The organism is Tenacibaculum sp. TB-53 (genome assembly GCF_059716285.2).
In genome coordinates this window covers 1,058,876-1,080,101 of the sequence record NZ_CM202790.1, presented here as the reverse complement: position 1 = coordinate 1,080,101, position 21,226 = coordinate 1,058,876, and the positions used below count along the sequence as shown (strand labels likewise).

At 31.6% G+C, this 21,226-nt stretch carries 17 protein-coding genes; 10 read left to right on the top strand and 7 right to left on the bottom strand.

What is annotated here, in order from left to right; translation table 11 throughout:
• Nucleotides 1–4: 4 nt before the first annotated feature.
• Nucleotides 5–2,950 carry an amidohydrolase family protein gene (locus AC3VJB_RS04905; protein WP_497666831.1) on the bottom strand — a complete coding sequence of 982 codons (2,946 nt, stop codon included), beginning with the start codon at nucleotides 2,948–2,950 and terminating at the stop codon, nucleotides 5–7.
• A gap of 178 nt (nucleotides 2,951–3,128) precedes the next feature.
• The gene (locus tag AC3VJB_RS04900; protein ID WP_497666830.1) at nucleotides 3,129–4,175 is read right to left on the bottom strand and encodes a WD40/YVTN/BNR-like repeat-containing protein; all 1,047 of its coding nucleotides are present in this window, start codon (nucleotides 4,173–4,175) and stop codon (nucleotides 3,129–3,131) included.
• 260 nt (nucleotides 4,176–4,435) lie between these two features.
• Between AC3VJB_RS04900 and AC3VJB_RS04895 the strand changes: the two genes are divergently transcribed.
• Both AC3VJB_RS04895 and AC3VJB_RS04890 read left to right on the top strand, forming a co-directional pair.
• Nucleotides 4,436–5,395 (top strand): patatin-like phospholipase family protein, encoded by a 960-nt coding sequence (locus AC3VJB_RS04895; protein ID WP_125344893.1) that lies wholly within the window; start codon nucleotides 4,436–4,438, stop codon nucleotides 5,393–5,395.
• Nucleotides 5,392–6,285 carry a DUF72 domain-containing protein gene (locus AC3VJB_RS04890; protein ID WP_464838126.1) on the top strand — a complete coding sequence of 298 codons (894 nt, stop codon included), beginning with the start codon at nucleotides 5,392–5,394 and terminating at the stop codon, nucleotides 6,283–6,285. The genes AC3VJB_RS04895 and AC3VJB_RS04890 overlap by 4 nt, the downstream gene beginning before the upstream one ends.
• Before the next feature lie 764 nt (nucleotides 6,286–7,049).
• On the opposite strand, the gene AC3VJB_RS04885 is transcribed toward AC3VJB_RS04890, so the two are convergent.
• Nucleotides 7,050–8,498, bottom strand: a complete 1,449-nt coding sequence (locus AC3VJB_RS04885) for a GFO_1087 family putative carboxy terminal peptidase (RefSeq protein WP_389863561.1) — start codon at nucleotides 8,496–8,498, stop codon at nucleotides 7,050–7,052.
• Nucleotides 8,499–8,656: 158 nt separating this feature from the next.
• On the opposite strand from AC3VJB_RS04885, the gene AC3VJB_RS04880 reads away from it, so the two are divergent.
• The 8 genes from AC3VJB_RS04880 to AC3VJB_RS04845 all read left to right on the top strand — a co-directional run bounded on the left by AC3VJB_RS04880 (nucleotide 8,657) and on the right by AC3VJB_RS04845 (nucleotide 18,220).
• Nucleotides 8,657–9,166 (top strand): GFO_1088 family ECF-type sigma factor, encoded by a 510-nt coding sequence (locus AC3VJB_RS04880; RefSeq protein WP_047788702.1) that lies wholly within the window; start codon nucleotides 8,657–8,659, stop codon nucleotides 9,164–9,166.
• Complete coding sequence (locus AC3VJB_RS04875; protein ID WP_047788703.1) at nucleotides 9,153–9,623, top strand: PG0215 family putative anti-sigma factor; 471 nt, start codon at nucleotides 9,153–9,155, stop codon at nucleotides 9,621–9,623. The genes AC3VJB_RS04880 and AC3VJB_RS04875 overlap by 14 nt, the downstream gene beginning before the upstream one ends.
• Nucleotides 9,624–9,663: 40 nt before the next feature.
• Nucleotides 9,664–10,179, top strand: a complete 516-nt coding sequence (locus AC3VJB_RS04870; protein ID WP_047788704.1) for a GFO_1090 family protein — start codon at nucleotides 9,664–9,666, stop codon at nucleotides 10,177–10,179.
• Between the two features lie 57 nt (nucleotides 10,180–10,236).
• A complete protein-coding gene (locus tag AC3VJB_RS04865; RefSeq protein ID WP_253056518.1) occupies nucleotides 10,237–10,788 on the top strand; it encodes a GFO_1091 family lipoprotein in 552 nt (183 codons plus the stop codon).
• Nucleotides 10,789–10,869: 81 nt separating this feature from the next.
• Entirely contained in the window at nucleotides 10,870–13,602 is a 2,733-nt protein-coding gene (locus tag AC3VJB_RS04860; RefSeq protein WP_073183884.1) for an IPT/TIG domain-containing protein, read from the top strand.
• Nucleotides 13,603–13,705: 103 nt separating this feature from the next.
• Nucleotides 13,706–16,153: a M1 family aminopeptidase gene (locus AC3VJB_RS04855; protein WP_497666829.1), complete on the top strand. Its 2,448-nt coding sequence runs from the start codon at nucleotides 13,706–13,708 to the stop codon at nucleotides 16,151–16,153.
• Between the two features lie 84 nt (nucleotides 16,154–16,237).
• Nucleotides 16,238–17,434, top strand: a complete 1,197-nt coding sequence (locus AC3VJB_RS04850) for a hypothetical protein (protein WP_497666828.1) — start codon at nucleotides 16,238–16,240, stop codon at nucleotides 17,432–17,434.
• 177 nt (nucleotides 17,435–17,611) lie between these two features.
• Nucleotides 17,612–18,220 carry an alpha-ketoglutarate-dependent dioxygenase AlkB family protein gene (locus AC3VJB_RS04845; protein ID WP_497666827.1) on the top strand — a complete coding sequence of 203 codons (609 nt, stop codon included), beginning with the start codon at nucleotides 17,612–17,614 and terminating at the stop codon, nucleotides 18,218–18,220.
• 46 nt (nucleotides 18,221–18,266) lie between these two features.
• On the opposite strand, the gene AC3VJB_RS04840 is transcribed toward AC3VJB_RS04845, so the two are convergent.
• The 4 genes from AC3VJB_RS04840 to AC3VJB_RS04825 form a co-directional block, all read right to left on the bottom strand.
• On the bottom strand, nucleotides 18,267–18,677 hold the full coding sequence (locus AC3VJB_RS04840; RefSeq protein ID WP_497666826.1) for a DUF6896 domain-containing protein: 411 nt from the start codon (nucleotides 18,675–18,677) through the stop codon (nucleotides 18,267–18,269).
• Nucleotides 18,678–18,817: 140 nt separating this feature from the next.
• Nucleotides 18,818–19,930, bottom strand: coding sequence for an ABC transporter substrate-binding protein (locus AC3VJB_RS04835; RefSeq protein ID WP_497666825.1), 1,113 nt, complete (start codon nucleotides 19,928–19,930; stop codon nucleotides 18,818–18,820).
• Nucleotides 19,931–19,942: 12 nt separating this feature from the next.
• Nucleotides 19,943–20,470: an alpha-ribazole phosphatase gene (gene cobC, locus AC3VJB_RS04830; protein ID WP_497666824.1), complete on the bottom strand. Its 528-nt coding sequence runs from the start codon at nucleotides 20,468–20,470 to the stop codon at nucleotides 19,943–19,945.
• Nucleotides 20,455–21,225: an adenosylcobinamide-GDP ribazoletransferase gene (locus tag AC3VJB_RS04825; protein ID WP_497666823.1), complete on the bottom strand. Its 771-nt coding sequence runs from the start codon at nucleotides 21,223–21,225 to the stop codon at nucleotides 20,455–20,457. The genes cobC and AC3VJB_RS04825 overlap by 16 nt, the downstream gene beginning before the upstream one ends.
• Nucleotide 21,226: the final 1 nt, after the last annotated feature.

Below are 21,226 nucleotides of genomic sequence, written 5' to 3'. Positions count from 1 at the left end.
GTTCTTATTCTGTATCACAGTGAAATAATTTCTGAGTTTTCTTTTTAGGAGCTTGTGTTTTACCTCCTTTAATCTTCTCTTGTAGCATCATATTGATTAGCTTAGCACGTTCTGCTTTAATAGCTTTACGCTTTTCTAAGTCTTTTTCAATATCAAAATAAACAGCTCCGTCAATAATTGTTTTCTCTGCTTTAGAATATACTGAAAGTGGATTTCCGCTCCATACTACAACATCTGCATCTTTACCTTCTTTAATACTACCTGTACGGTCGTTTAAGTGCAATAGTTTAGCAGGATTGATAGTAACTGTAGCCCAAGCTTCTTGTTCGCTTAAACCTCCATATTTAATCAATTTAGCAGCTTCTTGATTCAATCTACGAGACATTTCTGCATCATCAGAATTAATAGCAACGGTAACACCTTGGTTGTGCATAATAGCAGCGTTGTATGGTATAGCGTCGTTAACCTCGTATTTATATGCCCACCAGTCAGCAAAAGTAGAACCGCCAACTCCGTGTTCTTTCATTTTATCTGCTAGTTTGTATCCTTCTAAAATGTGGGTAAACGTATTAATGTTAAAGTTGAATTGTTCTGCAACTTTCATTAACATATTAATTTCTGATTGTACGTAAGAGTGACAAGAAATAAAACGTTCTTTATTAATAATTTCTGCTAAGGTTTCTAACTCAATATCCTTACGATATGGCTGTCCGCTTTTCTTTTTAGCATCGTATTCTTTGGCTCTTTGGAAGTAGTCAATATATACTTGTTCAACTCCCATACGTGTTTGAGGGAAACGAATGGTATTTAAATCTCCCCAGTTAGATTGTTTTACGTTTTCACCTAAGGCGAATTTGATAAACTTAGGTGTGTTGTTGTATAACATTCCGTCAGCATTCTCTCCCCATTTTAGTTTGATAATTGCTGAACGTCCACCGATTGGATTTGCAGAACCGTGTAATACTTGAATAGAAGTAACACCACCCGCAATGTTTCTGTAAATATTTACATCGTTAGGGTTGATAACATCTTCAATAGTAACCTCAGCTGTTGAGTTATGACCTGATTCGTTTACTGCTGAAGTAGCAATATGTGAATGCTCATCAATAATACCTGCGGTTACATACTTACCAGTTCCGTCAATAATTGTAGCTCCTCTTGAAGATAAGTTGGTACCTATTTTAGCTATTTTTCCATCTTTAATTAATACATCGGTATTGTTTAGTACTTCCTTGTTTTCAGAAGTCCAAACCGTAGCATTTTTAATTAAAATAGTCTCTTTTTGTGGAGCTGTAGGGTTTCCTAATCCGATATTTGGGTATGAAACAGCTACTACTTCAGGAGTAGTTTCTTTTTTCTTGCCGCCTTTCTTTTTAGCATCAGCTTTTCCAGTATAAGTAGCATTCCATGTACTTTCATTTCCGTTATTGTCGGTAGCTGTACCTGTAATTTGTTGTTTGTTTTTAACAAATGCTGTTAAGCGAGTATAGTTGTCACCATCTTTAAAAGCTATATGTAACCAGTCGTTGCTAAAAGACGATTTACTGTTTACCTTTTTATCTCCACTTTTTAAAGCAGCTGTTTGTTTAGCTCCTTTACCAGTAATGGTCATATCATACGATTTTCCGTTAACTGTTAACGTGTACTTACCTGTAATATCTTTAATATCCATTGAGTTAATGGTGTTTTTATCACCTTGTACCCAGTTTTCATATAAAGTAGTTTGCTTGTCAAAAATATCACCAGAAGTAATTAAGAAGTTAGCATAACTACCAGCTTTCAAATTTCCTATTTTATCATTCTTTAAAATTTTGGCAGGCACTGTAGTTAATGCTTCTAAAGCTGTAGTTTTATCTAATCCGTAAGTAATAGCCTTTTGAAGGTTACTACTAAATTCTTTTGCCTTTTTTAACTTGTATGTAGTTAACGCAAAAGGAACCTTGTTTTTTGCTAAAATTGAAGGATTTGCTGGTTCTTGATTCCAAGAGCGCATATCGCTTAACGCAATTTTATTTGCTAAAAATGGATTTGATACATCGTAAGCATTTCTAAAGTTAATAGGAATAATGTACGTAGCATTGGTCGCTTTAATATCATTAATTCTTTCATATTCGTTACCACCACCTACAATGGTATATTGAATTCCAAATTCGTCACCAATTTTATCAGCACGCATATTGTCTAAATATCCACCTGCATTAAATATTTGAGGTAACTCTTTTTTATTGTTTAGAGCTTCTAAAGCTAAATCGGTATTTTTTGCATTTCCTTTGGCATACCAATCGGCATCTAAATATGTTTGACGTAATAGTGCCATGGCTCCCATACGTGAAGTAGGGTAGCTTTGACGTGATTTAGCACTTTTAGAAAACGATAAGTAGTTTCCTGATTCTTTGTCTAATATTCTGTAAGCATTAGAACTGTTAGGGTTTAAAGCAACTAAAATTCCGTTACCTCGCATTATACCGTCTGCTACGTGTGTATTAACAGCACCAAAGCCTAAAGACAATAATTCTTTGGCTTTTTTAGCATCAAAGTTAAACTCAGTAACAGCGTCTACATCAGGACGAATATGGTCGTTCCAGTAATATCCTTTTCTACCAGCATCGTATTGTGGTCTTTTACCACGACCACTTTCACGTTTAGGTTTTGCAATACCAAAGGTTGAATAAGCATCTACAAAAGAAGGATACATAGATTTCCCATCTAGGTTAATTACTTGTGCTTCGTTAGGTATGTTAACGGATTTACCTACAGCAACAACTTTTCCGTCTTTAATAAGTAGTGTTCCTTTTTTTATTACTTGGGTAGGGGTAACATAAATAGTAGCATTGGTAAATGCATACACGCTGTTTTTGGATGACTTTACTCCTGTGTTGGTAGGAAAGTACTCTTGTGCAAAAGAGCTACTAATACACAGGGATAAGAGTAAGAATAGTATTTTTTTCATTTAATATTGAGTTGATTAGCTTATAAAAATAGATAGTTAAAAAGGAAAAGAATTCCTTTTAACAAAACATTAAGAATTAATCACAGGGTGATAGCCAAGAATTTAATCCACCAAGGCTTACTTAATAGACTTAAAATGGGTTTTCTTATAGTTCTTTGTTTACTTGCCCTAAGATAGTTTAGTTAAGAACTAGTTTTCCAATCTTTTCATGACCAGATAACCAGGCTGTATTACTGTCAATAAACTGAATAGCATAGTAGCTTTCCTTACTTATTTGTTTCCAAGTGTGCCCGCCATCGTTAGAAAATGATATTCCGGTTTTTCCAACAGCAAAAACTTCTTCTCCGTTCGTGTTAGGTACATACTGTACGCAGCTTTTGTAATTAGGATTGGTATTATTAGCTACGAGTGTCCATGTTTTACCACCATCGGTAGTAATTGCTTTATTAGCGTTATTGTCTTCCGGTTTTGAGTAGTTTCCTCCAATAGCAATTCCATGGTTTTCATCGTAAAAATCAATAGAGTAAATTCCTTGTGGTCCGTCACCTTGTACAATTGGAGTGTCAAAAATCTCCCAAGTGTTTCCAAAATCGGTAGATTTTAAAATACGTGCTTTGGTTCCTCCAGAACCTATCCAAACAGTATTGTTTACAATAGCAATATTGGTGTTACTAGCAGCAAAGAAGGCTTCTCCTTCTTCAAAAGTAGGCAGCTGTGAGCAAGGTAGTTTTGTCCACGTATTTCCTCCGTCTGAGGTAAGAATAATAGACGGACAATCTTCTGTAGGATCACCAACGGCAATACCATGTTTTCCATCGGCAAAGAATTGCATACAGTCGTAAAAAACCTTTTCGTGTTCTTCCTTATATACCAATTCATATTTGTTTTCATATCCTTTATATAGTAAGGCTGGGTTTGCTACCGATAAGGCAAATATATTTTCACCATTTTTAGCAATGCTTCTAAAGTGCGGTATAATAGTATCGTTATACTTTAAACTTTGTGTTTGCCATGTTCTACCACCATTTTTTGTTGTTGTAATATCTCCTTTAGAGCCTGCAAAAATTAACTCATCGTTACTAATAGCTAGTATAGCTCTAATACTGGTACTATCTTGTTTAAACTCGGTAATTTTAATAGTTTCAAAAGTTCTTGGGGCTTTCTTTTCTTGCTTACAAGATAGTATTGTTAAAGAGAGTAAGAAAAGGAATGATAATCGTTTCATGTGTTTGTTTTAGTTGTTTTAATAGTTTCAAAAGTTCTTGGGGCTTTCTTTTCTTGCTTACAAGATAGTATTGTTAAAGAGAGTAAGAAAAGGAATGATAATCGTTTCATGTGTTTGTTTTAGTTGTTTTAAATGGAGCAAGTAACCTTAGAAATTTAAATTAATTAGTAAATATGTAGAGAAAGTTTACTTTACCTATGTTGGTTCCATATTTTTGATATTTTTACAGAACTAAAAATAGGAAAACCAAACTTAAATCAATGAAAAAAGCCTTAGTAATTTCAGGAGGAGGAAGTAAAGGAGCCTTTGCAGGCGGTGTTGCACAATACCTGATGAAAAATAAAAATAAAGATTACGACATGCTTTTAGGAACATCAACAGGTAGTTTGATGGTTTCGCATTTGGCTTTGGGTATGATTGATGAATTAAAAGAAATATATACATCGGTAGATCAAAAAGCTATTTTTAGTAACAGCCCATTCAGAGTAAAATCGGTACATGGAGAAAAGGTGGTTTCTATACGACATAGAAACACGATTTGGAACTTTTTAAATGGTCGTAAAACTTTTGGTGAGAGTAAAAACTTACGAAAGCTTATAAGTAAAAGTGTTACTAAAGAAATGTACGACGAAATTAGAAGACTGAATAAAGAGGTTGTAGTAACAGTATCCAATTTAACAGCGAATCAAATTGAGTACAAATCTATCTTAGAATGTGAATATGAAGATTTTTGCGATTGGATTTGGGGTTCGTGCAATTATGTACCTTTTATGAGTTTACTAGAAAAAGATCATTGTCAGTATGCTGACGGTGGTTTTGGAAGTTTAATACCTATACGAGAAGCCATAGCAAGAGGAGCAACGGAGGTGGATGCCATTATTTTAGCAACAGAAGTAACACAAATGAACAGATTGCCTGCTAAGAACCCTTTTTCGCTGATGATGGATACCTTTGATTTTATGTTGGAGAATGTTGAGCGACATAATATTACCATAGGAAAGCTTTCTGCAAAACAACATAATGTAAAGCTGAATTTATACTATACGCCAACGGTATTAACAACCAATTCGTTAGTTTTTGATAAAGAGAAAATGAAGAAATGGTGGAAATCGGGCTATAAGTATGCGAAAAAGCTGAATGATGATAGAATGACAGAGTTTAGACCAGAGATGGTAGATAATCAAGAAATAGAGGAAGGAATAGAAAATAGTGAAGTATGAAGTTTGGAAAAGTAGCACAACCAGAGTTAATAGATTTTACATTACCTGAAACACACCCTAAAACAATAGAGCTATTAAACTCTTATGAAAAGAGTGGTAAACCTAATGTGTATGTGGGCTGTGCAAAATGGAATAAAGCAGATTTGAAAGGATTTTATCCGAGAGGAACTAAAGATGAATTGGAGTATTATTCGAAACAGTTTAATTCAATAGAGCTCAATGCTACTTTTTATAGACAGTTTCCAGCAGAACAGTTTGAAAAGTGGAAAGCTAAAACTCCTAAAAACTTTAAATTCTTTCCCAAACTAGGGCAGGAGATAAGCCACTGGAAGCGTTTACAGGGTGTACAAGATGCGGTAAATGTGTATTTAGACAATGCTTCACATTTGCAAGAGAAGTTAGGTACCATCTTTTTACAGTTACATGCTAATTTTGGAAATAAAAACTTTGATAGATTACAAAACTTTGTAGTGAGCTGGCCTAAAGGTATACCATTAGCTATAGAGGTACGCCATCCGGATTGGTTTGAAGATATAATGGTGTTTGAAGAGTTTACAAAGCTGTTTGAAGAATATAACATAGCTAATGTGTTAGTTGATACAGCAGGTAGAAGAGATATGATGCATATGCGCTTAACGAATAACGAAGCTTTTGTTCGTTATGTTGGCGCAAATCACCCGTCGGATTATACACGTTTGGATGATTGGGTAGTTCGTTTAAAAGAATGGAATGATTTAGGATTAGAGAATATTCACTTTTTTATCCATCAAAACTTAGAAGTAGAATCACCATTGTTGGCAGCCTACTTTATAAAAAAGCTAAACAAGGAATTAGGAGTTGACTTAAAGATTCCTAATGAAGAGAATAACCAACAAATGAGTTTGTTGTAATAAAGTAAGATTGTAGTAACATAAAAAAGATTATAATTGAATTAAACTCTTAGCTAAAAGAGAATGATTCTGGTTAAGTTTAATCAATAAAAATGTTATCTATAAAAAATCTCTATCAGTTCTGAAATAGTAAAATAAATAGATAACACTACCAATACCCAATAAACAAAAAACGATACTCCAGATTAAAAAATCATACATTAAAAAAGGAGTAATAATCATAGATATAATGATGAATGTCTTAATAATCATTATCAGTATGTTTACAAATTGTGATCTTTTGATTTCATACTTTTCCTTTCTAAAATATTCAAAGATGTAACCGAAACTAATCATTCCCATAATCATAAGAGGAAAAGTATGAAGCACAACAGAGTCTTTATTTACCTTAAAAACATTATTATATGCTAAAGAGGGGTAAAGCAAGATTCCAATGTAGAAGTTATAAATACACAGTATAAACCATTTACGCTTAATGTACATCATAGTTTTGCTATAATTTTTTTATAAATATAATATTATCCTTTAAATATAGACACTAGTAAGTGTATTTAAGATGATTGAGTAGTTCGCTTAAAAGAGTGGAGTGATATAGAGCTTGTTGTAATAAAGAAAGATGATTTAGTCATTCCGAACGAGGTATGAGGTGAAATTTACTAGTATTCAAGAAATTTCTCTTTTGGTCGAAATGACGTTTAATTCTTTTTTCTAAAAAATAAAATCCAGCTAAGCAAGCTGGATTTTATATATATAGTATAATTATATTATTTTAACTCCACATACATATTGTTATAATCAGGGCGCATCATATTTGAATTCCATGATGGAGAAAATTGAACTCCTTTTTTCATGGTAGGTACTCCTTTTGCTCCTGTAGTAATGTATTGAATGGTTCTTTGTAATAAAGGTTCGTTAGGGTCTCCTAAAATACCTAAGTTACCTGGATCTTCATCAATGATAACCTCAGGAATAAACCCTTCAGGAGCATTTTCACCATCTTTATTTTGAATTTCTAATACAATAGGTTGCATTGCCCACGTATGACTCTTTAAGTTATCGCCATTACGAGTATAATCGTCAGAATCGTATAAGGTAATAGAACCAACATGCTTTCCGTAAGTTTGAGTTCCTACTAACTTTACATCAATATAAGGCTTTAGTGCATTGATAACTAATTCGGATGCAGAGGCAGAATCATCAGAAACTATAAAGTAAATAGTATTTAGGTTTAAGCTATTAATAGCTTCATCCAATACTACATTTCCTTGTTGGTCTTTATTTAAAATCTGATTCGTAAAGTTATTGATTAATAAATCTGGGTTTGTTACCTCCATTACTTTATGATTCCATACTTGTTTCGCAAATAACTCATTGTTAAACTGTCCGGTAATCATACTTCCTAAATAAGTAGCTGTTTGTACAGAACCACCACCGTTATAACGTAAATCGATGATTAAGTCGGTAAGACCTGCTGATTGAAACTTAGCAAATTCAGCATTTAACTCTCCATCAAAGTTTCTAGAGAATTGATTGTACATTAAATACCCAATGGTATGGCTACCACTAGTAATTACATTGGTAACTTTTACAGGGTTTTCTGTTACTTGAGATTTGGTAACTGTAATAGTTGTTCCGTTACTAACAGGATTTCCTCCGTTATAATCAGCTAAATGAATAGTGAATGTATCATTATCTAATAAGTCATTTACGTTGCTTCTGGTTATAGTTGTTCCGTTAATCTCAGTAATAATCATACCACGAGTAACTCCTTGTGCATCGGCATTAGAACCAGTAACAACATCGTATACATATATATAATAGCCTCCTGAACCATCAGCATAGTCAGCTCCTTCTAATTTCATCCCACTTGTAAGACGTATTCCCGCAAAAGATTCTTCTAATGCAATATAATCGTCTACAATCCATGAATAGGTTCTGTTAGGATCTTTAGGGTATTCATTAGGCATGTACAATAAACTGTAAAATAAATTAGTAGGATCGTCATATCCTGATAAATAACTATACAGTTCATTATCGTTATTAAAACGTCTGTCAGCTAAGTCAGGGACTAAGTCTTGCCATAAGTAGTAAGCGTTTAAACCTTTCCAAACGAAATTTTGGACTTCAATATTTTTGGGTGCATCGTCTTTTTCACTACATGAAACAAGTAGTATTGAAAAAAAGATGATTAGGGATGCTTTTAATAATTTCATAAGAGTATATTAGTTGTAACAACAACGCAATTTACTGAATAATATTATTTTTTTTATTATTGATGTAACAAACTTGAAACTGCGTCGTCGTAGATATGTAAACCTGTTAAATAAGACGCAATTGTTTTAATAGGCTTACAAAACTAATTAACCAAACCATGAACCAATCGGACTTTTTAAAAGTTGTATTACCATTTAAAGACAAAGTCTTTCGTTTAGCGAAAAGATTATTGGTTTCTACTGAAGAAGCTGAGGACGCTACACAAGAGCTGTACTTTAAATTGTGGAGAAATAGAGAGAAGCTCTCTAATTATAAAAATGTAGAGGCATTTGCTATGACCATGACGAAGAATTACTGTTATGACAGATTAAAGTCTAAACAAGCTAGTAATTTAACATTGGTTCATAGTAATTATAAAGAGAAAGACACTCCTTTAGAAAAGAGAGTAGAACATAACGACAGTGTAAACCGAGTACATGAGCTTATAGAGAAGTTACCAGAGCAGCAAAAAATAATCATACAATTAAGAGATATTGAACAATATGATTTTGATGAAATATGTAAAATGGTTGATATGAAACCGACAGCTGTAAGAGTAGCATTATCAAGAGCTAGAAAAGCAATAAGACAAGAATTAATAAAACAACACAACTATGGAGTTAGCTAACATAGAGAAGTTATTAGATAAATACCTAGACGCAGAAACAACATTGCAAGAAGAGCAAACGTTACAAGAGTATTTTACCTCAAACAACGTGGCACCGCATTTGCAAGAATATAGTATGATGTTTGGCTATTTTAAACAAAGTAAAGACGAAACCTTTACGAAAACCATTCAGTTAAAACCTGAGAAAACTAAGAAGAACTGGAAATGGTTATCAGTAGCAGCGTCAGTAGTCTTACTATTTAGTGTATTCATGGGTAATGAAGAGTACAAAAAGTATCAACAACGTAAACAGTTTGCACAAATTAAAGAAGCGTTGCAACTAGTTTCAGTCAATTTAAACAAAGGAAACGATGCATTATATGCAGTTTCAAACAACCTAAAAAAAGGAAATGATGCTATTGAACAATTAGGAGCCTATGAAGAAACAGTAAACAAAGTAATAAACACAGTAAATTAATTAAGAAAGTAAAACCAAGTACTTATAAACCAAGAAAATCATGAAAAAAGTAATATTATTATTCGCATTCGTATTTATAGCTAATGTTAGTTTCGGGCAATCAATGTTCGATAAATTAGAAGACCTAGATGAGGTATCATCAGTAGTAGTAAATAAAGATGCTTTTGAGATTTTATCTAAATTCAAAGTAGAGTCAGAAGATAATGAAGCAATGGAGGTTTTTAAAATGATTCAAGACTTACAAGAATTAAAAGTATTTTCAACTGAAAGCGCAAAAGTGTCTGCAGAAATGGAAAGCATGGTAAAGTCTGCCATTAAAAAAAGTAATTTAATAGAGTTAATGCGTGTAAAAGACAAAGATTCTCGTGTTAAAATCTATGTAAAGTCTACAAAAAATAAAGACTTTGTAAGTGAAGTGTTAATGTTTGTAAAAGACAAAAACTCTAATGGTAACTCACCAGAATCTGTAATAGTTTCGTTAACTGGTAATATCGACATCAACAAAATGTCAAAATTAGCAGAGACGTTTTCTAAAGACGGAAAGAAGAACAAATAAAAACAAATAAGGCAGCGTTAACAAATTAACGCTGCTTTTAATCAAAAACTAACAACAATGAAAAAACTATTTATATACTCAATGTTACTAGTAGCGTTTGTAACAGTTTCTTGTAAAACAGAATCTTTACAAAGCTATTTGGTAGAAAGCCAAGAAAAGGAAGGCTTTATTACGTTTGATGTACCCGCTAGTGTATTACAGTTAAGTATGGATAAGGCATCTGAACAAGATAAAGAAGCGTATGAAAGCATAAAGAAAATAAATATTACAGGAGTTCCTTATAAGAAATTAGATGAAGCTAGTTATGAGGCGGAAAAAGAAAAGCTGAAAGCTATCTTTAAAAAATCTAGTTATAAAGAATTAATGAAATTCAAAAAAGATGGAGCGAATGCAGCAATTTACTACACAGGAGATGCTGATGCTATTGACGAAATCGTAGCTTTTGGTTACGGAAAAGAAATGGGAGTGGGAGTTGCACGAATTTTAGGAGAAAACATGAATGTTGGAAAGATTATGGAAATGATGCAAAAAGCTAAGATGGATGCAGGGAATTTAGATTTAAAGCAATTTAAAATGATTTTCGATGATAAATCATTAGAAACAGAATAAAAATTAATAGTAAGAATATAAAAAGCCACCAGATTACCTGGTGGCTTTTTTATATATTTGGCAAATTTTCAAAAAAATTATATGAAAAATATTACTTTAAAGTTATTTTTAGTGCCATTAATTACGTTTTGTATATTATCGTGTGACACTGAAGAAAATGAAGAGTCTTTAGTTGATGAGGTAAAAATTAGTTCTTACAATATTGTCGATAATACAATAAATGGAGTAAGTACAAAGACAGAACTAGAGTTTCACAATACTAGCTATGATAACATTGTTTCTTATGGAATAAAATGGTTTAGAAAATCTAAAAAAGAATTCTATGAGAAAGAATACACAGGATTACAGTCAAGTTTTTTTGATGCGTCTATAACAGAGAAGTTATTAAAAGACTCAATTTATAAAACCTTTTCTTTTGTAAAGTTTAAAGATAAGATTATTACTAGTGATACATTAGAATTTATAAGCAATTTTACAACACCTATAGTTATTGATAGTATCTATCCTAAGAATGGTTTTATTTACGATACTTTAACAGTAAAAGGTAAAAATTTTTGTGATTCTGAATTTCGTAATCTAATTTATATCAATGGAGGAGGATATAGACCTTTTTCAGTCTCAGACTCCATAATGAAAGTTGTTATCCCTCCATATTTAAAAACTTCTAACCTAAGTTTAGGAGTAAGAACTTGTGCAATAACCAAAAACATAAAAGACATATATACAATAAACGCCCCTATATTAGATTCTATTGAGTCTAAAGAAAGGTATGTAGGAGAAGTATTAAAACTTTATGGTAAAAATTTACACCATTCTATATCAGAGTTATGGTTAGATAATATTAAAACAGAAATTAAGTATACTGATTATAAAGATACTTTATTGGTTATAGTACCAAAGGGTTTATCAAAAGGGAAAGTAGATTTAAAGTTAAAAGTTTTAGATAGAATTACAGAGAAGAAAAGTTTTTATCAAACTACTAGTCCATATATTATTTCTACTATCCCTGAAACAATAGGTTTTTTTGATATAGTTACGATTAAAGGAAATTATTTTAAACAAGGAAATGAAATTCCAAGAGTAACTATAGGAGGATCAAATCAAACTTTATTAAGTTACAATAAAGAAGAAATCAAAATATTAGTAAACAGATATTTTTATACCTCCAATCCAGAGTTAAAAATTGAGATTAATGGTTTTGTAGATGTAGCTACAGTAAAAATGAGAGCTCCAAAAATTTTAGAGTTTGGCAAACCAAAATATCACTTTACAGATGAAGTTGTTATTAAAACAGATGCTTTTATTGATAGAAATAATTTAAAAATAGGAAATACCCCTGTAAAGTATGGAAATAACTATCAAATAGATGATGATGGTGCTATAAAGATATCCTTAAACGAGTGGTTACATTTAAATACATATTACCCAAGTTTTGTTATGGAAGAAGAGGGTAAATTAAAAGTGGAACTAGAAAATCAATTTGGATATGACTCTTCTATGATACAAATTTATCCACCTCAAATTAACTCATTAGATAAAAAAGTTTACATGTACGCAGATAACGTTACTATTAAAGGAAACGACTTCGGATATGGCAGAATTAATAAAATTTATATAGATGGAGAGCTAGTTACAAACCCTAATAATTCTTCATATACAGTAAAGAATACCGAAATTAAATTTAGATTAGGAATTAATACAACTCCTGGTACACATAGATTATACGTAGAGGTTGGTGGACAAAAGTCAAATGAAGTAGAATATGAAATAGAGAAATCAGAAGTACATTCAGTTAGTAAAAATGAAGCTACAAGAAAAGATAATTATATCGTATATGGAGATAATATTGAAAGATTGTCCATTAAAGCAAATGGAGAAAATTGTGAAAATATATCGAGTAGCCCTACAAAATCTGAGTTTAAATTTCCTTATTACAGAAAACTAGAAGGTGATATAAAAATTACAGGATCTGTAGGAGATCAAAAATTTGATATAGCAACCTTAAAAGGAGTTGAGCCGCATAACCTGATCAATAATACGCTTGATAATATTAACCTTTTAGGAACTTGTATTTCTGGATCAAATTTTAAAGATTGGTATTTTATTAATTATTTAGGAGTCTTTAAATTTAATCACAGTTCTGAAAAATGGGATATGATTGATAACAATCCACCTCCTTTTTCAACTTTTATGGGAGAAGAAAGGGTGTTGACAGTTACAGATGCTGAATTAATATTACCTCTTAATGAATATATTTATAAATATGATATAATAAATAAAAGTTGGACTAGTCAAAAAAATGACATACTTGTTAATAAAGGAATCTTAATAGGAGATATACTTTACGGTATGGATTATAGTAAGTTATATGAATATAATGTAAAAACAAAAGAAAAAATTTATAGAGAAAAATTTAACACTTACAATTATGAAACAGTAACTTACGGAGACAATAAAATTTTTGTTAATCCTTGGCAAGGACAAGTATTCTATTTTGATATCATAACAAAACAATTTAATTATATAGGAAGACCAAGGAATCATTTTGGTACATATCAAAATGTAGCTTTAAAGTACTATAATGATAAACTTTATTATATAGGAGGTTTAACAGATGGAGGTAAAGAACATAGAATATATGAATATGATTTTATAGAAAATAATTGGAAAGAAAAAACCCCCATGCTAATTAAAGGCTTTGATAATTCTATACATATTAAAGATGGAGTCTTTTATATAGGTTTAGGAAAAGACTTATATGGCTATGATAATAAAACCTTAAATAAATATTATATAAATAAAGATTTATATTAAGTATATAAGAGCCATCAGATCATCTGGTGGCTTTTTCTTTTTAACGGCTCATTAACAAGCCTCCCAATAGAATTTCATATTTTTGAACTCTAAACAAAAACATATGAAATTTAACAAACTCCTTGTTTTTATCGCTGTTTTCTTTACAGCAAGCTTATTTTCCCAATCAAATAAAGTATATAGAGCTGAAAGAGATAAAGTTCATAATTTAGTTCATACGAAGTTAAAAGTAGATTTTAACTTTCAAGAAAAAGAAATGAATGGGGAAGAATGGGTAACCTTAACACCTCATTTTTATGAAACGGATAAGGTTACCTTAGATGCTAAAGCAATGATTATTCATAAAGTAACAATGAATAATCAACCACTAGAGTATAATTATGACGACTATGAGTTAATTATCAACTTACCTCGTACCTATAAGCGAAACGAAGAGTTTACATTATATATTAAATATACGGCGCGACCAGAAAGGGTAAAACAAAAAGGAAGTGCAGCTATTACATCTGCAAAAGGGTTGTACTTTATCAATCCAACAGGTTTTGATAAAAACAAACCAACTCAAATTTGGACGCAAGGTGAAACCGAAGCAAGTAGTTGTTGGTTTCCAACAATTGATGCTCCAAACCAAAAGACATCACAGGAAATTTATATGACTGTTCCGCAAAAGTATGTAACGCTTTCTAACGGGAAATTAGAGAAGCAAACTACCAATGCTAATGGAACTCGTACCGATTATTGGAATTTTACTCAAAAACATGCACCATATCTGTTTTTTATGGGAGTAGGAGAATATGAGATTATTAAAGATAAATATAAAGATATTCCTGTAGATTATTATGTAGAGAAGGAATATGCTCCGTATGCAAAAGATATTTTTGGGAATACTCCTGAAATGTTAGCATTCTTTTCAAAAATTACAGGAATTGAATATCCATGGAATAAATATGCACAAATTGTTGGACGTGATTATGTAAGTGGTGCAATGGAGAATACCACAGCAGTAATTCATGGGGAAAGAGCGTATCAAACACCAGGACAATTAATTGATGAAAACGTACAAGAAAACACCATTGCACACGAAGTTTTTCATCATTGGTTTGGTGATTTAGTAACTACCGAAAGTTGGAGTAACTTAACTGTAAACGAGAGTTTTGCTAATTATAGCGAGTATTTATGGTTAGAGCATAAATATGGAAAAGATGAGGCAGATGCACACTTGTTTGAAGATATTGAAGGTTATAAAAGCGGACAAAATTTTGATAAACATTTAGTTCGTTTTTATTACGATGATAAAGAAGATATGTTTGATGCGGTTAGTTATAACAAAGGAGGCGCTATTTTACATATGTTACGTAACTATTTAGGAGATGAAGCTTTTTACGAAGGATTAAATACGTATTTAACAGATAATAAGTACGGAACAGGAGAAGCACACCAATTACGTTTAGCTTTTGAAAAAGTAAGTGGTAAAGATTTAAACTGGTTTTTCAATCAGTGGTATTTTAACAGCGGACATCCAAAGTTATCTATTTCTTATGACTTTAATAAACTAAGAAAAACAGTAACCGTAAATATTATTCAATCTCAAATGAATGAATTTAAATTTCCGTTTGCTATTGATGTTTTCGAAGGAAGTAAAAGAACAAGACATAACGTATTTGTTGAAGGAAGAGATGCGTCATTTACATTTCCTTTTACAAACCATCCAGATTTAATTCAGGTAAATGCAAACGGGGTATTGTTGTGCGATATTAATGAGAATAAAGTACTGAGTGATTATATACATCAATTAAAATATGCTCAAAACTACGTGCATAAAAGAGAAGCTTTGTTAGAAGTAGCAAAACATCAAGATGATAAAAAAGCGTTTAATGCCGTTGCAGACGCTCTGAATAACGATTTTTATAAGATTAGGATTTTAGCCTTGGAGAACATTAATTTAATCAATAAATATTCAAAAAAGAATGTAATTGATCAAATTATGAAAATAGCTCAAAACGATCCAAAAACGTTGGTACAAGCAGCGGCAATTGAAACGTTAGGAAAGTTAACAGATCCAGCATTAAAACCGGTGTTTGAAAAAGGGTTAGAAAGTAAATCATATTCTGTATTAGGAAAGTCGTTGGTAGGAATGTATTATATCGATAAGCAGTTAGCCATTCAAAAATCAAAAACATTGCCTTTAGCAGTAAAAAAGATTATTGCAACACCATTAACGCGTATTTATTTAGAAGAAAATGATGATGATGAGTTAAGTTTCATTGCAAGTAATGTAATGTCTGGAATGTTTTTAAGTCCGAACAAGAAAATTCAATCATTGTATAAAAAAGCATTTGATAAGATTGGAAAAAGTAATAATACAGAGGCAATTCAAAATCTATCAGACGATATTGTAGCTAAAGGACTTCAATACAAACAATATAACTTTGATCAGGTAGGAGTTAACTTGTTACGTCAAATGGCTCAAATGCAAAAAACTAACAAGCCATCAAATAAAGAAAAGCATCTTAAAGTTATTCAAATAGCTATGGCGAAGCTACTTGAATAAATAGTATAAAATCATAAAGTTTAAGTTAAAAAGAATACTTAGTTTTGGCACAATAATTGAATTTTCTTGCGAAACTTAAACTTTATGAGAAAAACTACTTTACTACTTGTTTTATCAGTACTAGTACTAGCATCTTGTAGTAGTGTAAAAACTACTGAAAAGGCACTTAATTCTGGTAACTATGAGAAGGCAATTTCATTATCTATTGAAAAATTAGCTAAGAATAAAACCAAAGAAAAGAATCAACCTCATGTGCTAATGCTTCAGGAAGCTTTTAGAAAAGCAACAGATAGAGATTTAGATAGAATTTCTTTTTTAGAAAAAGAGCAAAACCCTGAAAACTTTGAAACAATTTATACATTGTATCAACGTCTTAACAACAGACAAGAGCGAATAAAACCATTATTGCCATTACGAATTTTATCTTCTGGTAGAAATGCCAAGTTTAAACTTGTTAATTATACTGATGAAATTCTTGCGGCAAAAGAAAACTATGCTGGTTACTTGTACGAAAATGGTGTAGCCTTGCTAAATGAAGGATATAGAAATAAAATTAACTATAGAAGAGCTTTTGATGAATTAAGACACTTGGACAATATTAGTCCTAATTATAGAGATACAAGAAGTTTAATAGAAGAGGCTCATGCTAAAGGAATTGATTATGTACATGTTTCTGTTAGAAATAGAACAGATCAAATAATTCCTAGAAGATTAGAAAGAGATTTATTAGCAATTGATACCTATGGGTTGAATGATTTATGGACACAATATCACGCTAAAAAGGATAGAAATATTCGTTATGATTTTGATTTAGAGTTAGATTTTACAGATATTTTAATTTCTCCTGAACAAGTACACGAAAAAGAAGTTATTAAAGAACGACGTATAAAAGATGGTTTTAAGTATTTAAGAGATAATAACGGAAACTATGTAAAAGACAGTTTAGGAAACAAAATAAAAGTAGATAAGTTTAAAAGAATACGTTGTAACTTTTATAAGTTTACACAATTTAAGAGTAGTAAAGTTACAGGTGTTGTAAAATATATTGACAATAGAACAAATCAGTTATTACATCGTTTTCCTATACAAAGTGAGTTTATTTTTGAACATATTTATGCCGATTATGATGGAGACAGGAGAGCTTTGGATAAATCGTTTATAGATTTACTAGATGAAACTTCGGTAGCGTTTCCTTCTAATGAACAAATGGTATACGATACAGGAACCGACTTAAAACAGAAACTCAAACATATTATCACACGAAATAAGTTTAGAAATTAAGACATCGTCATTCCGAATCCCGTTTCCGAAACTTCGGAACGGGATGAAGGAATCTTTTTCTAAATGATAAGATAGCCACGTCGCTTATTTCGATCTTTTAGTTCATCTTGAGCGAAGTCGAAAAACTCAATAATCTCCTCGCTATGTCGTTTATTATTTAGTCGTATTTTTACAACGATGGACTTATTCTCACAACTTGACGATGCTCCTAAAAACTTACTTCCAAAAGACGGAACAGTAAACTACTATGGAATAGTTTTATCTAAGGAATTAGCAGACCATTATTACGAGGCTTTATTAAATTCCATTGAATGGCGTAACGACGAAGCTATTATTTTTGGAAAACGCATGGTAACCAAACGAAAAGTAGCTTGGTATGCCGAACAACCCTTTGAATATTCCTATTCAAACATTACCAAAACAGCCTTACCATTTACGAAAGAACTATTAGCGTTAAAAGAATTAGTTGAAAAAGAAACTGGAGAAACCTATAACTCTTGTTTATTGAATTTATACCACGATGGTTCAGAAGGAATGGCGTGGCATAGTGATGGGGAAAAAGATTTAAAAAAGAACGGAGCTATTGCTTCGTTGAGTTTTGGCGCAGAAAGACGTTTTGGTTTTAAACACAAACAGACGAAAGAAACGGTGTACAAAGTATTAGAGCATGGTTCGTTATTGGTGATGAAAGACGAAACTCAAACCCATTGGTTACACCGATTACCACCTACAAAAAAAGTCCACCGACCACGGGTGAACTTAACGTTTAGAACGATTGTGAGATAGGGTAAAAAAAACAATTATCTTTTGAGCTTCCTATCTTTATTTACATTTATTTTATTTCTTCTATTTTACCAGTTTTATATAACTCATTTACCATTAACTTCAATTCTTTCCAATCTATATTCTTAGTCAATTCTGAATATTCTTTAGTACTATCTAAAAATGATTTTAAAAACCAAGAATCAATTTTTCCAAATTTTGGAGGGTTGGTGAGTATAACCTCAATATTTTGTTGAGTCTTTTTTTTATGAAAATGACATTCTCCACCGTGAAAAGCATAATTAACCCTTTGTGAAAGTTGTCCTTTTCTAGGAACTTTTGAATTCCCTTTCCTAATAAGTTCTTCATATTGCTCTTTAATAGAAATATCATAACTAAACTTCTTTCCCAGTCGTTCCATTAGTTCAATTCCTTCTCTTCTATACTCTTTAATAGCCTCCGTTAGTATTTGTAATGTCATTTTATAGATGTTAAAAGCTCGTTTTTATGACTCATATTAACTATTAACAGTTTTATTATAGTCTATAATTAATAATAAATGTAAACTAATTCTTTTTAGTCAGTTCAAAATTCGTAAATCATAATTCATAATTAAAAAATTTACTCCACTTCCTTATAAAAAGTCAATTCGTATTCTGGTAACAAATTAGGGTGTGTAATTTTTATCAAATCTTTTAATACCAAATCTGGGCGTACAGGAGAGAGTTCAAAGTAAATTAAACCACCTGTTTCTCCTTTGTTATGCCCAATAGAAAATATCTTGTTATTAGAAAATGCATCAAACTCTTTGTAATGAATATTTGCAGTAGTTAGTTGTTCTTTGCTAGCATACAAGCCACAGTTAAACCAAAAATCAGCGTGTTGTCCTTTTTCCAATACACTTTCAAAACTTAGTGGTAAACTACCGGTTCCTTTCGTGTCTTTCCATAAGTAATTTAAGTTCGCATCGTTGTAAAATGTTGCAATAAAACTTTCACCCGCAGGAACATTCCAAACATCTTTAAACATGCTTCCAGATAAGATAGTAGGCTGTTCATCGCTGTTTTTAGCAATTTCTTTAGCTTTTAGATATTCCGCTTCTATGTTGTTGAAAATACTGTCTGCTTCCTTTTCTTTTCCGTATAAAGCTCCAAAAAATTTAATCCATTCCGCTCTTCCTAAAGGAGTTTCTTCTAGCCAATCTCCATTAAAAATGACAGGAATTCCTGTTTTTTTGATGTTCTGGTACAGTTTCGTATTTGGATGCAAAGCAAAACCAATGACTAACTCAGGCTCAATATCAATCAACTTTTCGGTATTCATGTCTTGCTCCAAACCTAACTCAATAATGTTACCTTCGTCAATTCTATTTCTTGTCCTTTTTGAAGAAACATATTTGGTATGCGGAAAACCAACAATAGTATTTTCAGCATTCAAAAGTTCTAACATCGGAATATGTGTAGTACTGGTAACCACCATTTTTTCGATAGGAACTTTAATTTCATTTTTAGAAAGATCGGTTTTATCGGTAAGCGTATAAGAGTATAGGTCGTGAGAGCTTTGAAAAGCTTTTTTGATTACTAATTTTTTTACTCCATTTTCAGAGATAATATCAAACCCTTTGGCATACTTTACAGTACTTTTGACAGGTTTCTTTTCGGTAGTTTTTTTAGTTTCTTGTTTACATTGTGTAAAGAACACAAATAAGGAAAGAATAAATAAATAACGTTTCATAGTAATAAGTTTTTATAAGTGTAGGGTGAGTGTATCTCCGTAGTTTAGTTTTAATTCAAATGATTTTTCTAACGGAATTTCATTCATATAAGCCCAAAGACTTCTCATGACACCAGCATGGGTAACAAGCACAACTTTTTGATGGTTTTTGGTTGTTAATTCGGTTAAAAAATTGGTAGTTCTATTGTGTAAATCGATATAAGATTCTCCGTTTTTAGCAGGAGTTTTTACAAAATCGTTCATCCAAATATCGAGTTCTTTTTTATCAATATCGTTCCATTTTTGTAGCTCCCAATCACCAAAATCAAGTTCTTTTAATCGATTGTCAAAAATTACGTTAGCTGAAAGTTTTTCAGCTAAAAGCTTACAACGTTGTAAGGGACTGCTATAATACCTTACATCAGCGTCGTTGACAGGAACTTTTTTTAGAATATCGCTCGCTTCTTCCTCAAAAGTAGTCGCAACCTCTATGTCTGCCTGACCATAGCATATACCTTTGGCAATATTAGGTGTGGTATGTCGTATTAAAATAACTTCCATAAGGCGAGTAGGCTTAGATAAAAAACAATTTCAGATACTTGTTGCAAAGCACCAGCGCAATCTCCTGTTTGACCACCAATCCATTTTTTAAAAAAGTGCCCCATATACAAATAGGTGAGCAATAATGGAAGTAATACTAAAAATACCGTTGGTTTTTGAAAGAAAAATAAGGGAACTACTCCGAAAATAGCTGATATGAGTAGCGATTTACTACTCATTTGTTTGGTGGTTGGTTTTATTTTAGAACTGTCAATATCTCTTACATAGTCATGTGTATACAATAAAACCGTAGCGATAAATCGGCTAATACTGTGTCCTGAAATAATTACTAGAATTAAATTAATGGATAGGTTTTGTAAATGATATAGAGCTAAAAACTTTATAGCTAGAATAAAGACCAAACCACTTACTCCAAAAGTTCCGAGTCTGGAATCTTTCATAATGGTTAAAATCTTTTCTTTAGTCCATCCGCCACCAAAACCATCACATACATCGGCAAGTCCATCTTCGTGAAAAGCTCCTGTAATCCAAATAGAACTTATCATGCTGATTACAATCGCAATATCCGTAGGAAAAATATAAGAAAAAGCAAAATAGGCTAATGCTGCAATGCTTCCGACTACAATTCCTACTAAAGAAAAATAGCGACTGCTTTTGTTGAGTATTTCAGGAGAATGATCTACCCATTTAGGACACGGAATTCGTGTAAAAAACAATACAGCTGTTAAAAAATAATGGATTTGTCTTTTTATCATA

What these genes read in the sequence shown, in the direction of transcription:
- AC3VJB_RS04905 (WP_497666831.1), bottom strand. Translation starts at nt 2,950, where the DNA reads ATGAAAAAAATACTATTCTTACTCTTATCCCTGTGTATTAGTAGCTCT.
- AC3VJB_RS04900 (WP_497666830.1), bottom strand. Translation starts at nt 4,175, where the DNA reads ATGAAACGATTATCATTCCTTTTCTTACTCTCTTTAACAATACTATCT.
- AC3VJB_RS04895 (WP_125344893.1), top strand. Translation starts at nt 4,436, where the DNA reads ATGAAAAAAGCCTTAGTAATTTCAGGAGGAGGAAGTAAAGGAGCCTTT.
- AC3VJB_RS04890 (WP_464838126.1), top strand. Translation starts at nt 5,392, where the DNA reads ATGAAGTTTGGAAAAGTAGCACAACCAGAGTTAATAGATTTTACATTA.
- AC3VJB_RS04885 (WP_389863561.1), bottom strand. Translation starts at nt 8,498, where the DNA reads ATGAAATTATTAAAAGCATCCCTAATCATCTTTTTTTCAATACTACTT.
- AC3VJB_RS04880 (WP_047788702.1), top strand. Translation starts at nt 8,657, where the DNA reads ATGAACCAATCGGACTTTTTAAAAGTTGTATTACCATTTAAAGACAAA.
- AC3VJB_RS04875 (WP_047788703.1), top strand. Translation starts at nt 9,153, where the DNA reads ATGGAGTTAGCTAACATAGAGAAGTTATTAGATAAATACCTAGACGCA.
- AC3VJB_RS04870 (WP_047788704.1), top strand. Translation starts at nt 9,664, where the DNA reads ATGAAAAAAGTAATATTATTATTCGCATTCGTATTTATAGCTAATGTT.
- AC3VJB_RS04865 (WP_253056518.1), top strand. Translation starts at nt 10,237, where the DNA reads ATGAAAAAACTATTTATATACTCAATGTTACTAGTAGCGTTTGTAACA.
- AC3VJB_RS04860 (WP_073183884.1), top strand. Translation starts at nt 10,870, where the DNA reads ATGAAAAATATTACTTTAAAGTTATTTTTAGTGCCATTAATTACGTTT.
- AC3VJB_RS04855 (WP_497666829.1), top strand. Translation starts at nt 13,706, where the DNA reads ATGAAATTTAACAAACTCCTTGTTTTTATCGCTGTTTTCTTTACAGCA.
- AC3VJB_RS04850 (WP_497666828.1), top strand. Translation starts at nt 16,238, where the DNA reads ATGAGAAAAACTACTTTACTACTTGTTTTATCAGTACTAGTACTAGCA.
- AC3VJB_RS04845 (WP_497666827.1), top strand. Translation starts at nt 17,612, where the DNA reads ATGGACTTATTCTCACAACTTGACGATGCTCCTAAAAACTTACTTCCA.
- AC3VJB_RS04840 (WP_497666826.1), bottom strand. Translation starts at nt 18,677, where the DNA reads ATGACATTACAAATACTAACGGAGGCTATTAAAGAGTATAGAAGAGAA.
- AC3VJB_RS04835 (WP_497666825.1), bottom strand. Translation starts at nt 19,930, where the DNA reads ATGAAACGTTATTTATTTATTCTTTCCTTATTTGTGTTCTTTACACAA.
- cobC (WP_497666824.1), bottom strand. Translation starts at nt 20,470, where the DNA reads ATGGAAGTTATTTTAATACGACATACCACACCTAATATTGCCAAAGGT.
- AC3VJB_RS04825 (WP_497666823.1), bottom strand. Translation starts at nt 21,225, where the DNA reads ATGATAAAAAGACAAATCCATTATTTTTTAACAGCTGTATTGTTTTTT.